The 14038-nt window shown below is 66.2% G+C and carries 13 protein-coding genes; 3 read left to right on the top strand and 10 right to left on the bottom strand.

Going from position 1 to position 14038, the window contains the following annotated elements; translation table 11 throughout:
• The first annotated feature begins 68 nt into the window (after positions 1-68).
• Entirely contained in the window at positions 69-1256 is a 1188-nt protein-coding gene (locus CMO28_RS24010) for an MFS transporter (RefSeq protein WP_062761406.1), read from the top strand.
• A 27-nt stretch (positions 1257-1283) separates the two neighbouring features.
• Here the strand turns inward: CMO28_RS24010 and CMO28_RS24015 are convergent, their stop codons facing one another.
• The gene (locus CMO28_RS24015; RefSeq protein ID WP_296718143.1) at positions 1284-2297 is read right to left on the bottom strand and encodes a zinc-dependent alcohol dehydrogenase family protein; all 1014 of its coding nucleotides are present in this window, start codon (positions 2295-2297) and stop codon (positions 1284-1286) included.
• A gap of 118 nt (positions 2298-2415) precedes the next feature.
• On the opposite strand from CMO28_RS24015, the gene CMO28_RS24020 reads away from it, so the two are divergent.
• A complete protein-coding gene (locus tag CMO28_RS24020; RefSeq protein WP_296718145.1) occupies positions 2416-3297 on the top strand; it encodes a LysR substrate-binding domain-containing protein in 882 nt (293 codons plus the stop codon).
• A gap of 71 nt (positions 3298-3368) precedes the next feature.
• On the top strand, positions 3369-4028 hold the full coding sequence (locus CMO28_RS24025; RefSeq protein ID WP_296718147.1) for a LysE family translocator: 660 nt from the start codon (positions 3369-3371) through the stop codon (positions 4026-4028).
• Here CMO28_RS24025 and CMO28_RS24030 read toward each other — a convergent pair.
• From CMO28_RS24030 to nuoL, 9 genes are all read right to left on the bottom strand, one after another.
• On the bottom strand, positions 4012-4806 hold the full coding sequence (locus CMO28_RS24030) for a glycosyltransferase family 25 protein (protein WP_296718150.1): 795 nt from the start codon (positions 4804-4806) through the stop codon (positions 4012-4014). The genes CMO28_RS24025 and CMO28_RS24030 overlap by 17 nt on opposite strands.
• Positions 4807-4888: 82 nt before the next feature.
• Entirely contained in the window at positions 4889-5128 is a 240-nt protein-coding gene (locus tag CMO28_RS24035; RefSeq protein WP_014745476.1) for a DUF1467 family protein, read from the bottom strand.
• Between the two features lie 104 nt (positions 5129-5232).
• Positions 5233-5637 carry a methylmalonyl-CoA epimerase gene (gene mce / locus CMO28_RS24040; protein WP_296718155.1) on the bottom strand — a complete coding sequence of 135 codons (405 nt, stop codon included), beginning with the start codon at positions 5635-5637 and terminating at the stop codon, positions 5233-5235.
• A gap of 164 nt (positions 5638-5801) precedes the next feature.
• Positions 5802-7502, bottom strand: coding sequence for a ribonuclease J (locus tag CMO28_RS24045; protein WP_296718157.1), 1701 nt, complete (start codon positions 7500-7502; stop codon positions 5802-5804).
• On the bottom strand, positions 7499-8278 hold the full coding sequence (locus CMO28_RS24050) for a type III pantothenate kinase (RefSeq protein ID WP_296718160.1): 780 nt from the start codon (positions 8276-8278) through the stop codon (positions 7499-7501). The genes CMO28_RS24045 and CMO28_RS24050 overlap by 4 nt, the downstream gene beginning before the upstream one ends.
• Positions 8279-8306: 28 nt before the next feature.
• The gene (locus CMO28_RS24055) at positions 8307-9119 is read right to left on the bottom strand and encodes a biotin--[acetyl-CoA-carboxylase] ligase (protein ID WP_296718163.1); all 813 of its coding nucleotides are present in this window, start codon (positions 9117-9119) and stop codon (positions 8307-8309) included.
• On the bottom strand, positions 9116-10561 hold the full coding sequence (gene nuoN / locus CMO28_RS24060; protein WP_062761412.1) for an NADH-quinone oxidoreductase subunit NuoN: 1446 nt from the start codon (positions 10559-10561) through the stop codon (positions 9116-9118). Before nuoN ends, CMO28_RS24055 begins: the two co-directional genes overlap by 4 nt.
• Positions 10562-10582: 21 nt before the next feature.
• Positions 10583-12106 (bottom strand): NADH-quinone oxidoreductase subunit M, encoded by a 1524-nt coding sequence (locus CMO28_RS24065; RefSeq protein WP_014745482.1) that lies wholly within the window; start codon positions 12104-12106, stop codon positions 10583-10585.
• Positions 12106-14037 (bottom strand): NADH-quinone oxidoreductase subunit L, encoded by a 1932-nt coding sequence (gene nuoL, locus CMO28_RS24070; protein ID WP_296718169.1) that lies wholly within the window; start codon positions 14035-14037, stop codon positions 12106-12108. Before nuoL ends, CMO28_RS24065 begins: the two co-directional genes overlap by 1 nt.
• Position 14038 lies beyond the last annotated feature (1 nt).

Here is a 14038-nt window from a genome sequence, read left to right on the forward strand (position 1 = left end):
TGAAACCAGATCGCCGGGAAGCCCGGTATCCCTGCTCCCTTGCCACCCCGCGCCGCCGGACCGCCGCCATGACCCACGCCCGCCGCGTCATCAGTTTCATCAACATCGCCCATGTGGTCGACCACATGTTCATGCTGATCTTCCCGACCGCGGTGATCGGCATGACCGCCAGTTTCGACATGTCCTATGGTGAGCTGCTTACCCTGTCGCTCGGCGGCTTCATCGCCTTCGGTGCCGGCTCGCTCCCCGCCGGCTGGCTGGGCGATGTCTGGAGCCGGCGGAACATGATGGCGGTGTTCTTCTTCGGCATCGGGACCGCGGCAATCCTGACCGGCTTCGCCTCGGGCCCCACGGGCATCGCCGCCGGGTTGACCCTGATCGGCCTGTTCGCCGCCATCTACCACCCGGTGGGCACGGCGATGCTCACCGCCCATGCCGACCGGCTGGGCCACGAAATCGGCGTCAACGGCGTGTTCGGCAATCTGGGGGTCGCCTTTGCGGCGCTGATCACCGGCGGCATCACCCAGTATCTGGGGTGGCGTGCGGCATTCATCATTCCCGGCGTGCTGGTGATGGCGGTGGGGGTGGCCTTCCTGCTGCTGGTGCCGGACCGGCCGGCCCCGACCCCCAAAACCAAGGCCTCCGCCGGGCCGATTCCGCGCGGTGTGATGGTGCGCGCCTTCGCCATTCTGGCCGTGGTCACCATCGCCGGCGGGCTGGTGTTCAACGCCACCACCATCGTCATGCCGCAGCTCTTCACCGAACGGCTCGCCAATCTGGTCTCCACGCCGCTGGGCGTGGGTGCCCTCACCTGTCTGGTCTTCGTGCTCGGCGCCACCTCGCAGCTGATCGTCGGCCGGCTGATCGACCGCTACAGCCTGCGGGCGGTCTTCGTGCCGCTCGCCGCCCTGCAGGCGCCCTGCCTGCTGCTGGCCGCCACCACCGGCGGCTGGGTGCTGCTGCCGCTTGCGGTGGTGATGATGTTCGCGATCTTCGGTCAGGTGACCATCAATGACGGCATGGTCGCCCATTACACCGCCGACCGCTGGCGGGCCCGGGCCTATGCCGTGCGCTATCTGGTCTCGTTCGGGGCCAGCGCCTGCGCGGTGCCGCTGGTCGCTTTCATGCATGATCACGGCTCGGGCTTTGCAGGGCTGTTCCCGGTGCTCGCCGCTTTCGGTGGTGCGGTCTTCGCCGGCGCCCTGGTCTTCCCGGGCCGGCCCCGGCGGCAGCCGGCGATGGCCGCCGCCGAGTGATCCCGCATCGGTCGACCGGACAGCGGTTCAGCCGGCCACGTCGATCACCACCTTGCCCGTCGCCCGCCCTTCTTCCAGATGGGCCTGGGCATCGGCAGCATGGGCCAGATCGAAGCGCGCCGGATCGAGCAGCGGCCTCATCCGCCCGCTGTCGACCAGGGCCGCGATCCGGCGCATGATCTCGCCATGATGTTCACGCCCGACATCGTGCAGCACGGGGATGATCATGAACACCACATGCAGATCCAGCCCCTTCAGATGCATCAGGGTCAGATCGGCCGGGAACTGGGACACGATCGTGACCACACGGCCGTTGAGCCGCGCGCCGGCGAAGGACGTCACCAGATCCTTGCCCCCGGTCGCATCCATGACCACGTCGAAGCCGCGGCCGCCGGTCAACCGGCCGACATAGGCCTCGACGCTCTCCTCGCGATAGTTCACCGTCTCGTCGGCCCCCAGATCGCGGGCGATCGCCGCCTTCTCGGGCGACGAGATCGTGGTGGTGACATGGGCGCCGGCCGCCTTGGCGATCTGGATCGCGACATGCCCGACACCGCCGGCACCGCCATGGATCAGCACCCGTTCGCCCGGCTGCACCCGCGCCCGGTCGATCAGCCCTTCCCAGGCGGTGATGGAGACCAGCGGCAGGGCGGCCGCCTCGCGGAACCCCAACCCGGCCGGCATGCGGGCAATCAGCCGGGCATCGGCGCGCATATATTCGGCATAGGTGCCGTCAACGGTCTTTACACCGCCTGGCGAACCGAACACCCGGTCACCGACCGCGAAGCCCGTGACGCCCTCGCCCAGCGCCACGACTTCGCCGGCCATGTCGCAGCCCTGGATGCCCGGCAGGGCCGGCGCCATCGGCGGACCGTTGCGGCGGATCTTCCAGTCGACCGGGTTGACGCTGGCGGCGTGGATCTTCACCAGCACCTCGCCGCGGCGCGGCGGCTGCACCGGCACCCGGCCGGGCTTCAGATTGTCGGGATCGCCGAAGCCGTGCAGCACGGCGGCGGACATTTCGCGCGGGATCGTGGTCATCCTGTCGGTCTCCGGAATGAGGGGCATTGTGTAGAACCGCATTGAAGCGCGGCGCGATTCATGATGGAAATGAATAGTCTCAATCCCAAGAAACACGTTTCTTCATGGATGGTGGGTGATGAGCCAGCCCGATCTGGATGTCGATCTGCTTCGCAGCTTCCTGGCGGTGGCGGAGACCGGCGGCTTCACCACGGCCGGTGAACGGCTTGGCCGCACGCAATCGGCGATCAGCGTCAAGATCCGCCGGCTGGAAGAGAGTCTGGGCCGGCGGGTCTTTGCCCGCACCAGCCGGTCTCTGGCGCTGACCGCCGATGGCGAATTGCTGCTGGGCTATGCCCGGCGCATGCTGGCGCTGCACGACGAAACCCTGCGCCGCTTTTCGGAACCCGAGGCGGAGGGGGAGCTGCGCATCGGGGTTGCGGAATACTTCGTTCCCCGCCATCTGCCGGCGGTGCTTTCGGCCTTCGCCCGTGCCCATCCGCGGGTGCGGGTAGAGGTTCGCGCCGCCATGGGCTCAAGCCTGATGGAGGCACTGGACCGGGGCACGGTGGATCTGGTGATCGCCAACCGTGATGCCGGCGTCGACCGCGGCCGGGTGCTGATGACCGAGCCGCTGCGCTGGGTGGCGGCTCCCGATTTCCAGATCGATGCCGAGGCACCGCTGCCGCTCTGCACCCTGCCCGCGCCCTGCATCTTTCGCGCCCGGGCGATCGAGGCCCTCGACCAGCGGCTGCGGCGCTGGCGGGTGGTCTACACCTCGGAAAGCGTCGCAGGCGTCTCGGCGGCGGTGACCGCCGGCCTCGGCATCGGCGTGCTCTGCGACTCGACCGTGCCCGCCGGGCTGAAACTGCTGACCGATGAGCACGGCTTCCCGCCGCTGGGCGAAGTTGAGCTGGCTGTCTTCGGAGAAGCCAAAGCGCCGCCCGCCCTCGCCCAGTCCTTCACCGGCTTCGTCGCCGAGCGGTTGCGCGCTCTGCTTCCCGGACGCTGCGCGGCTTAGACCCAGACTTGCGCAGGCCATCTCGGTGACCGATCATCACCGGCAGTTCCCTCGACGGATGAGCGCTTCCCATGGTCAGCAACACCCTGCCCGACGGCCTGTTCCTGGCCTGGGCTGCGATTTTCGGCATCGGCATGCTGGGGGCGATGTCGCCCGGGCCCAATCTGATCATCACCATGCGCACCACGCTGACCCGCGGCCGCGCCCACGGTTTTGCGGTTGCAACCGGCCTCGCCTGCGGCAATGCCGTGCACGCGACCTTTGGCCTCGTCGGCATCACGGTGCTGATCGCGAGCACACCCTGGGCCTATGACGTGCTGCGCTGGGCGGGGGCCGCCTTCCTGATCTGGATCGGCGCCAAGGCCCTGTTCTCGCGTCACTCGCCGATCGTGGCCGCGGGCATGGCAGCCGGGACCGCGGTCGAGCCGCGCAGCTACCGCGCCTCGATGATGGCCGGGCTCGCCACCAATCTGCTCAACCCCAAGGTCTCGATCTTCTTTCTGGCGCTGTTCACCCAGATCATCGATCCGGCAACGCCCGAGCCGGTGAAGATCCTCTATGGCGCGACCATGGTTGCGGTGGAACTTCTGTGGTTCGGCAGCGTCGCCTGCTTCATCGGCAGCCCCGGCATCCGCCGCCGCCTGCTCAGGGTCGGCCCCTGGATCGACCGCCTGACGGGCGGAGCACTGATGGCGCTGGGGCTGCGGCTGGCGATCATCCGCGGGATCTGATCGGCAGACGGTCCAGACAGATGCCGCCATAATAAGTTGCGTACTTCATGGCGCCATCGAAGATCTTGAAGCCCATCCTGGCGATGGGATGCACGATCCGCTCCCACCCCCGAAGCCCTCGCTTCTTAACGAAACGCGCGTCTTCGATCGTGGAGGCGACGTCGTCATCGGGAATGGCTGGTGACGGCACAATGCATCGTACACGCAGACGATGCAGCCATACCTGGCCGTAGAGAATGTCGACGGGCGTCCAGAGCGTGCGGCCACATGCAGCAAGAACTCCGGCGGCCCTGGCCGTGACCACATAGCCGCAGGCAGTCCCCGGCGTTCCGAAGAAGCGGCAGAGCGTCAGGCCGTTGCCGAGATCGGCAACCACCTTCCGACGCTTGATGTTTTTGGGCTTGCCGAGAAAGCGCACGAAATCCCAGCCCCGATCACCCTGCACCGGCCCGCAGCCAGAGAGAATCTCCAGCACCTGCGGCAGGTGATCTGCGAGAATGGCGTCATCCTCAAGCACCATGGCGCACTCCAGTCCGCGTGCCGCAATCTCGGCACAGACTGCGAAATGAGACTGGGCACATCCGATCTCACCGTCCGTCAGATCCTTGCCGTAGAGGAGTCGGCGTAATCTACCGGCATATCGGCGCTCCGAGGGGGGGAGCTTCCGACCATCAATACCCCAGAAGATCTCCGCCGTCAGGCCCAGCTCGGCCAGCCTGTCCAGAATACGGCGCCGACGGTCGACGGATGTCTGCAGACTGATGACGAAAATATGCATGCGCCCCCACGGCTCGACGACAGGCCAAGTCACCCTTGTGCCAGGTTCTATACCTGGCGGACTTCCGCAGTCATGGAAAATATCATTGCACCAGCCCGGCCAGCATGCCCGACCGGATCAGTTGGTCAATGCCATAGGTGACGGCAATGGCGACCAGGCTGGTGGCGCCTGCCTTGATCCACATGCGCGGATTGCGCGGTGCGCCCGATGCCTCGGCGTGTTCGTCCTTCCGGTCGTGGCGCACGCCGATCGGCAGGACCATGAAGAACAACAGCCACCAGACGATGACATAGACCAGGGCGGCGGTGAACCAGCTCTGCATCGGGCGAGGGCTCCCGTATGTGCAAGGACTATCATGCACGACGCCCGCCGGGCGCATCGGACCGGCGGGCGTCGCACAAAACCCGGATCTGACCGGACGACCGCTCAGACCTGCTCCAGCTCGACCAGCGTGCCGTTGGTGTCCTTGGGGTGCAGGAACAGGATCGGCTTGTCATGGGCGCCGATCTTCGGCTCGCCGTCGCCCAGAACCCGCATGCCGTCGGCCTTCAGCTTGTCGCGCGCGGCATAGATGTCCTCGACCTCGTAGCACACATGGTGCACGCCGCCGGACGGGTTGCGCTCCAGGAACTTGGCCACCGGGCTGTCCTCGCCCAGCGGATGCAGCAGTTCGATCGCGGTGTTGTCGAGACGCACGAAGACGGTGGTCACGCCATGGGCCGGCTGATCCTTGGCGGCCGAAACGGTGGCGCCGAAAGTGTTCCGGTACAGGTTCGCCGCCGCCTCGATATCGGGGACGACGATGGCCACGTGGTTGAGGCGTCCGATCATCGGCTCTGTGTCTCCTCACGATGGGGCCGGAACCGCTTGCCGGCACCCGTTCTTGCTATTGATTGCACCCGGTATTCGCCCGCCCCCGGCTGCGGATATCGAGGGGGCGGACGGAAGGCCGTTGTTGCGTTGCGTCCTGTCCGGCCGCAACGCAACATAATGACCTAGATTCGCACGACATGCACGTCGATCAAGGGCTTCTTGCCACGACGGGTCCTGAGCCGGCGACGCAGGGCCAGTCGGGCGACCTCGTGGATGCGCTCGTCCTTCAGCACCTCGTCGTCATCCAGCCCGTCGATCGCCTCGGCCAGATCCTCGACCAGATCGGCGGCCAGGCTGTCCTCGTCGTCATCGGGGTCGGAGACACCCGGCAGCGCCACCCGCGGATCCGCCTTCAACTCGCCATACTGGTCGACGACCACGGTGGCGAAGGCGGCCCCTTCGTAGAGCATGCGCTTGCGGGCGCGGATCACCTCGCCATCGGCGGGCAACACCTCGGTGCCGTCGGCGATCAGATAGCCGCTGGCGATCTTCGCGATCCGCCCCGGCGTCCCCGGTGCCAGGCGAACCAGCGCGCCGTTTTCCACCGTCACCGCCTCGGGCACCTGCAGGCTGCGGGCCAGCGCGACATGCTCGATCAGATGGCGGGGTTCGCCATGCACCGGTACGGCGATGCGCGGCTTCACCCAGCGATACATCCGGGCCAGCTCGTCGCGGCCGCCATGGCCCGAGACATGGATGTCGGCGTCACGCTCTGTGATCACCTCGGCGCCCTGACGGGCCAGCTGGTTCAGCAGCCGGCCGATCTTGCGCTCATTGCCGGGGATCTGGCGCGAGGACAGCAGAACGGTGTCGCCCTCGCGCAGATCCGCCGCCGGATGCTCGCCCCGGGCGATGCGGGCAAGCGCCGCATTGGGTTCCCCCTGGCAACCCGTCACCAGATAGAGCAGACGCTCGGCCGGCAGCCGGTCGGCCTCGCGATCGCTGGCAAGAAGATCGGCGATGTCCAGATAGCCGGTCTCGGTCGCCGCCCGGATCATCCGGTCGAGGCCGCGGCCCAGAACCACCACCTTGCGCCCGGCATCCGCCGCGGCCTTCACCACCGTCTCGACCCGGGCGATGTTGGACGCGAAGGTGGCCACGAAGACCTGCCCCTTGCGGCCCTTGACCAGATCACCCAGCCTGGCGCGCACATCGGCTTCCGACCCCGCATCCGCTTCGCGGAATACATTGGTCGAATCGCAGACCATGGCGAGGACGCCTTCCTCGCCAATCTCGCGCAGCCGGTCTTCGTCGGTCACGTCGCCGACCAGCGGTTCGGGATCGATCTTCCAGTCGCCGGTATGCATCACCGTGCCGAAGGGCGTGCGGATCGCGATCGCATTCGGCTCGGGGATCGAATGGGTCAGCGACACGAATTCCATGTCGAACGGCCCCAGTTGCAGGCGGCCGCCGAGCGGAATTTCGGTGATGTCGAGTTCGCGCTCCGAAACGCCGGATTCCTTCAGCTTCGCGCGCACCACGGCGGCGGCAAAAGGCGTGGCGTAGATCGGCAGCCGCAGCCGCCGCCAGAGATAGGGAACCGCGCCCAGATGGTCCTCGTGGGCGTGGGTCAGCACGATTGCCGCGATCGCGTCGCGCCGGGCTTCGAGGAATGCGATGTCGGGCAGGACGACATCGACGCCGGGCAGCCGGTCATCGGCAAAGCCCAGGCCGAAATCGACCACGACCCAGCTGCCGCGGCAGCCATAGAGATTGAGATTCATCCCGATCTCATTGGCCCCGCCCAGCGGCAGAAACAGCAATTCCTCGCCCGGCTCGATCCTCACGGTCGGGGGTAGCGCGTCATCCTTCTGTCGTGTCATGCCTTCTCGGAAATGTTGAGCCGGTGGATTTCCAGCAGGCCGACCAGGGTGATATCCGGGTCGGCATGCTGGATCGCATCGGTCGCGTTGAAGAAGATGGGGGCGAGTCCGCCGGTGGCGATCACCGTCATCGGCTTGCCGTATTCATCGACGATCCGACGTACCAGACCTTCGATCAGCCCGACATACCCCCAGAAGACGCCGGCCTGCATTGCCGGCACGGTATCCTTGCCGATGACCTTCTCCGTGCGTTCCACGGCGATCCTCGGCAGTTTCGCGGCGGCGCGGTGCAGCGCCTCCAGTGACAGGTTGATGCCCGGTGCGACCACGCCACCCTGATAGGAGCCGTCGGCGCCGACCACATCGAAGGTGGTCGCGGTGCCGAAGTCGATCACGATCAGGTCCCCGCCATAGATCTTGTGGGCGGCGATGGCGTTCACCAGGCGGTCGGCGCCCACTTCGCGCGGGCGGTCCATATCGATCCGAAGCCCGAGATTGACCTCGGGGTCGCCGATCATCATCGGCTCGGAGCGAAAATACTTCAGGCACAGCTGCCGAAGCGAAAACTTGGTCTGCGGCACCACCGACGAGATGATCACCGCATGGACGTCGTCGACGGTCAGCCCCTCGAGCGCGAACAGCTGCAGCAGCCAGACGGCGTATTCATCCGCCGTGCGCCGGCCGTCGGTGCTCGCCCGCCATTGCCCGCGCCAGCCATCGCCGTCATGAACCGCAAACACCGTATTGGTGTTGCCGACATCGATGGTGAGCAGCATGGGCGTGTTCCTTCCCGTCTCATCTCGTTCATGCGCCGCCCGTTACCGGCGGTTTCGCAAACACCACCTCGCCGGCCGCCAGCCGGCGGACACTGCCATCCGGCTGTGCGAGCAGCAGCGATCCGTCGTCATCGATGCCGTCGAACCGACCGGTCACCGGCGTTGTGCCATAGCGCACGGTCGCGGTCTGTCCGATGCCATAGGCTGCCGCCAGCCAGTCTTCCCGAATGGCCGCCAGCCCGCCCCGCATCCAGGCCGAACGGCGGTTGAGGAAGGCAGGGCCGAACGCCTCGACCAGATCCCGAACCATGAGATGGTGTGCGCCGGGCTGTTCCGCCAGCACGATCGGCGGAAACACCCCGTCGGTCGGCCCCGGATGCACCCGGACATTGGCGCCGATCCCTGCGATCACATAGAGACCGCGGGCATCCTCGCCACTCTCCAGCAGCGTCCCGCTCAGCTTGCCGACGCCCCCCTCGCCCGCCAGCAGCAGGTCGTTGGGCCATTTCACCGCCGGACGGACGGTAGCGCCCGCCGGCAGGATCGCCCGAACCGCATCGGCCATCGCCAGGCCCGAGACGAGAGAAAGCTGCGCCGCAAGTCCGATCGGGACCTGCGGGCGCAGCAGAAGGCTCATATACAGATTGCCGACCGGCGACAGCCATTGGCGGCCCTGGCGACCACGCCCCGAGGTCTGGCGGGACGCGATGACCAGGGTGCCGTCGGGTGCACCGGCCTCGGCCAGGCGGCGCGCTTCGAGGTTGGTGCTTTCCACCTCCTCCAGCGCCACCACCGTAAAGGCCGGCGGCAGCTCCGGCGCGCCGTCCGCGGCCGCGGTCACGGCATCAGCGCCGCAGCGGCCTGCCCGGCATAGTCGAGCAGCAGGCCCGGCCAGATGAAGTACAGCATCGTGAAGGCGAAGCTGACCCCCAGCGTCACGGTCAGGCCCGGGCTGACGCCACGGTCCAACGCCTCGGCCGGCTCGTCGAAATACATCACCTTGACGACGCGCAGATAGTAGAAGGCGCTGACCACGCTCGACGCCACGCCGACCACCGCCAGAACGATGAACCCGGCATCGACCGCAGCGCGGAAGACGAACAGCTTACCGATGAAGCCCGCCAGCGGCGGAATACCTGCCAGCGAGAACATCATCGCCCCCATCACGAAGGCGAGCACGGGCCGGGAACGCGACAGGCCGGCGAGATCCGAGATCTCTTCGACCATCCGGCCCTGACGGCGCATGACCAGCACGATCGAGAAGGTGCCGAGCGTCATGAACAGGTAGATCGCCATATAGGCCGCGACGCCGCGGAAGCCGTCCGCCGTGCCGGCGGTGAGGCCGACCAGGGCATAGCCGACATGGCCGATCGAGCTGTAGGCGAGCAGGCGCTTGACGTTGGTCTGGCCGATGGCGGCGAAGGCCGCCAGAACCATCGAGGCCACCGAGATGAACCAGGTGATCTGCTGCCAGCTGTGGACGAGGCCACCGAAGGGCTCGGCCAGCACACGGATGAGCAGGCCCATTGCCGCGATCTTGGGCGCCATGGCGAAGAAGGCCGACACGCTGGTCGGCGCGCCTTCATAGACGTCGGGCGTCCACATGTGGAACGGCACCGCCGAGATCTTGAAGGCCAGGCCGACCAGGATGAAGACCAGACCGACCAGAACGCCGAGCGAGGGCTGGCCCTGCAGGCTCTGCGCGAGCGCCTCGAAGCTGGTCGAGCCGGCGAAGCCATAGACCAGGCTGCACCCGTAGAGCAGCATGCCCGAGGACAGCGCGCCCAGGACGAAGTACTTCAGACCCGCCTCGGTCGACCGCACGCTGTCGCGCTTGAAGGCGGCGAGCACGTAGAGCGACAGGCTCTGCAGCTCCAGGCCCATATAGAGCGCGATCAGGTCGTTCGACGAGATCATCATCATCATGCCGACCGTGGCGAGCACGATCAGCAGCGGATATTCGAAGCGCACCACGCCTTCGCGGGCGAGGTAGTCGCGGGCCATGACGAGAGAGAACATCGACGCGATCAGCACCAGCACCTTCATGAAGGCGCCGAAGCTGTCGGTCACGAACATGCCGTTGAAGGTCACGACCCGCCCCTCGGGGCCGGTCACGATCAGAACGGCGGCGATGGCGAAGCCGATGCCGGCCAGCCAGGACAGCAGGCCGGTGGCCTTGTCCTTACCCGCAAAGACGCCGACGACGACAAGGGCAAGGGCCAGCGCTGCGAGCCAGAGCTCGGGCAGCGCCGGGGCGAGATCGGGAAGAGGATAGGACGTCATCTTGTGCCTCGATGCCTCTCGTCAGCGCTGCGCGAGCTGGTTCACGGTGTCGAGCACCATGGCGGCCTTCTCGACCTGAACCTGGGTCAGCAGGTTGGCGACCGAGGCGCGGATCGGCTCGAGGAAGGTCTCGGGATAGATGCCCATCCAGAGGGTGAGCACCACCAGCGGCGCGAAGGCCAGGACCTCACGACGGTTCATGTCGAGGATGCCCTTCAGATCCTCGCGGACCAGCTCGCCGAACACCACCCGACGGTAGAGCCACAGCATGTAGCAGGCGCCCAGGATCACGCCGGTGGCGGCGATGAAGGCAACCCAGGTATTGGCCTGGAAGGCGCCGACCAGCACCAGGAACTCACCCACGAAGCCCGAGGTGCCGGGCAGGCCGATCGAGGCCATGGTGAAGAACAGGAAGATCAGCGCGTAGCCGGGCATCCGGTTCACCAGGCCGCCATAGCGGTCGATGTCGCGGGTGTGCATGCGGTCGTAGACGACGCCCACGCAGAGAAACAGCGCACCGGACACAAGCCCGTGGCTGAGCATCTGAATGATCGAGCCTTCGATGCCCTGGGTGTTGAAGGTGTAGATGCCGATGGTCACGAAGCCCATATGGGCGACCGAGCTGTAGGCGATCAGCTTCTTCATGTCGCCCTGCACCAGGGCCACGAGCGAGGTGTAGACCACCGCCACCATCGACAGGCCGAAGATCAGCGGCGCGAAGTACTGGCTCGCATCCGGCAGCATCGGCAAGCTGAAGCGCAGGAAGCCGTAGCCGCCGACCTTCAGCAGGATGCCTGCCAGCAGAACCGAACCGGCCGTCGGCGCCTCGACATGGGCGTCGGGCAGCCAGGTGTGCACCGGCCACATCGGCATCTTCACCGCGAACGAGGCGAACATCGCCAGCCACAGGAAGATCTGCGCCTCGCGGCCGAAGGGGGTGGCCATCAGGGTCGGGATGTCGGTGGTGCCGGCCTGGAAGTACATGTAGAGCAGCGCCACCAGCATCAGCACCGAACCGAGCATGGTGTAGAGGAAGAACTTGAAGGACGCGTAGATCCGCCGCTTGCCGCCCCAGATGCCGATGATCAGGAACAGCGGGATCAGCATCGCCTCGAAGAAGAAGTAGAAGAGGACGAAGTCGAGCGCCACGAAGGAGCCGATGATCAGCGTTTCCATGGCCAGGAACGCGATCATGTATTCCTTCACCCGCTTGGTGATCGATTCCCAGCTCGCCAGCACGCAGATCGGGATCAGCAGGGTGGTGAGCAGGACGAACCAGAGCGAGATGCCGTCGATGCCGAGATGGTAGTCGATCCCGTAGCCCGGGAACCACTCCGCCTTCTCGACGAACTGGAAGGCAGCGGTCGAGCTGTCGAAGCCCGTCCACAGCAGCAGGGAGATCAGGAAGGTGATGACGCTCGTCCACAGCGCGACGCTGCGGGCGTTGCGGGCCACGGTCGCCTCGTCACCACGGATCAGCAGGATGAACCCCGCGCCGATCAGCGGCAGGAAGACGACCGTTGAGAGAAGCGGCCAATCCGTCATCACCAGCCGGCCTCCAGACCGAAGAAGAAGTAGGACACGATCAGCGCGAGACCGATGAGCATGGCAAAGGCGTAGTGGTAGACGTAGCCGGACTGCATGCGGCCGGCACGCCGTGCCAGATCGACCGACACCGCGGCGATGCCGTCGGGGCCGAGGCCGTCGATGATCTTGCGATCACCGGCCTGCCAGAGCACACGACCGATCCAGAGCGACGGACGCACGAAGATCGCATCGTAGAGCTCGTCGAAATACCACTTGTTGAGCAGGAACTTGTGCAGACCCGAGAAGTCGCGGGCGATCTTGCCCGGCAGGTCGGGCCGGCGGGTGTAGAGGAACCAGGCCAGCGCAATGCCGCCCACGCTCATCACCAGCGGCAGCAGCTTCACCCAGCCGGGCACATGATGCGCCTCTTCCAGGATGTTGTGCTCACCCAGCATGGTGATGGCGCCGTTCCAGAAGTGCAGCTCCGGATCCACCATCGGCAGGCCGATATAGCCGGCGACGATCGCGCCCACCGCCAGCGGGAACAACGGCGCGGTCATGACCAGCGGGCTCTCATGGACATGATCCATGGTGTGCTTGTCGGCACGCGGCTTGCCATGGAAGGTCATGAACAGCAGGCGCCAGCTGTAGAAGGCAGTCATGAACGCCGCGGCGATGCCGAGCCAGAAGGCATAGGCGCCGACGCCGGTATGGGCTGCATAGGCGGTTTCGAGGATCATGTCCTTCGAGAAGAAGCCGGCGAAGGGCGGCAGACCGGCAAGCGCCAGAGAGCCGATCCACATGAAGGTGTAGGTGACCGGGATGAGCTTCCAGATGCCGCCCATCTTGCGCATGTCCTGTTCATCGGACATCGCGTGGATGACCGAGCCGGCCCCCAGGAAGAGCAGCGCCTTGAAGAAGGCATGGGTCATCAGGTGGAAGATCGCCGCCGGATAGGCACCGACACCCGCCGCGAAGAACATGTAGCCGAGCTGCGAGCAGGTCGAATAGGCGATGACCCGCTTGATGTCGGTCTGGGTGAGGCCGACGGTCGCCGCGAAGAAGGCGGTCGAGGCGCCGATCACCGTGATCATGTCGCTGGTGAAGCTGGTGAGTTCGAAGACCGGCGACAGGCGCGCGACCATGAACACGCCCGCGGTCACCATGGTGGCGGCATGGATGAGGGCCGAGACCGGGGTCGGGCCTTCCATCGCATCCGGCAGCCAGGTGTGCAGGCCGAGCTGCGCCGACTTGCCCATCGCGCCGATGAACAGCAGCACCGCGATGACTTCGATCGTCGGCAGGGTCATGCCGAGGAAGTCGATATTGGTGCCGGCCACCGTGCCGAGATCGGCGAAGATCGCATCGAAGCCGACCGAGCCGGTCACAAAGAACAGCGCGAAGATGCCCAGCGAGAAGCCGAAGTCGCCGACGCGGTTGACCACGAAGGCCTTCATCGCCGCCTTGTTCGCCGAGGGCCGCTTGTACCAGAAGCCGATCAGCAGATACGAGGCCAGACCGACGCCTTCCCAGCCGAAGAACATCTGGACCAGGTTGTCGGCGGTCACCAGCGTCAGCATCGCAAAGGTGAACAGCGACAGATAGGCCATGAAGCGCGGCTTGTGGGGGTCATGGCTCATATACCCGATCGAGTAGATATGAACCATGAACGAGACGCCGTTGACCACGATCAGCATGACGGCGGTCAGCGAGTCGATCCGGAGCGCCCAGGAGAAGGCGAGTTCGCCCGACCGGATCCAGGTGAAGAGGTTGACGGTGGTCGCGTTGCCGCCCACGGCGACATCGAAGAAGGCGACGACGGAGAGCAGCGCGGCCAGGCCGACGGCGCCGGTGGTCACGAGCTGCGACCCCCGATCGCCGATCACACGGCCGAAGAAGCCGGCGACGATCGCCGCCGCGAGCGGAAGCAGGATCAGTGCGACGTACATC

Origin of the sequence: Tistrella sp. (genome assembly GCF_002684955.1) — a bacterium.
GTDB classification, from domain to species: Bacteria; Pseudomonadota; Alphaproteobacteria; order Tistrellales; family Tistrellaceae; genus Tistrella; species Tistrella mobilis.

Bases quoted from the DNA above. Each gene is read 5' to 3' on its own strand.
- nuoN (WP_062761412.1), bottom strand. From the start codon at position 10,561: ATGACGTCCTATCCTCTTCCCGATCTCGCCCCGGCGCTGCCCGAGCTC.
- CMO28_RS24045 (WP_296718157.1), bottom strand. From the start codon at position 7,502: ATGACACGACAGAAGGATGACGCGCTACCCCCGACCGTGAGGATCGAG.
- CMO28_RS24030 (WP_296718150.1), bottom strand. From the start codon at position 4,806: ATGCATATTTTCGTCATCAGTCTGCAGACATCCGTCGACCGTCGGCGC.
- CMO28_RS24025 (WP_296718147.1), top strand. From the start codon at position 3,369: ATGGTCAGCAACACCCTGCCCGACGGCCTGTTCCTGGCCTGGGCTGCG.
- CMO28_RS24020 (WP_296718145.1), top strand. From the start codon at position 2,416: ATGAGCCAGCCCGATCTGGATGTCGATCTGCTTCGCAGCTTCCTGGCG.
- CMO28_RS24050 (WP_296718160.1), bottom strand. From the start codon at position 8,278: ATGCTGCTCACCATCGATGTCGGCAACACCAATACGGTGTTTGCGGTT.
- CMO28_RS24065 (WP_014745482.1), bottom strand. From the start codon at position 12,106: ATGACGGATTGGCCGCTTCTCTCAACGGTCGTCTTCCTGCCGCTGATC.
- CMO28_RS24015 (WP_296718143.1), bottom strand. From the start codon at position 2,297: ATGACCACGATCCCGCGCGAAATGTCCGCCGCCGTGCTGCACGGCTTC.
- CMO28_RS24010 (WP_062761406.1), top strand. From the start codon at position 69: ATGACCCACGCCCGCCGCGTCATCAGTTTCATCAACATCGCCCATGTG.
- CMO28_RS24035 (WP_014745476.1), bottom strand. From the start codon at position 5,128: ATGCAGAGCTGGTTCACCGCCGCCCTGGTCTATGTCATCGTCTGGTGG.
- nuoL (WP_296718169.1), bottom strand. From the start codon at position 14,037: ATGTACGTCGCACTGATCCTGCTTCCGCTCGCGGCGGCGATCGTCGCC.
- mce (WP_296718155.1), bottom strand. From the start codon at position 5,637: ATGATCGGACGCCTCAACCACGTGGCCATCGTCGTCCCCGATATCGAG.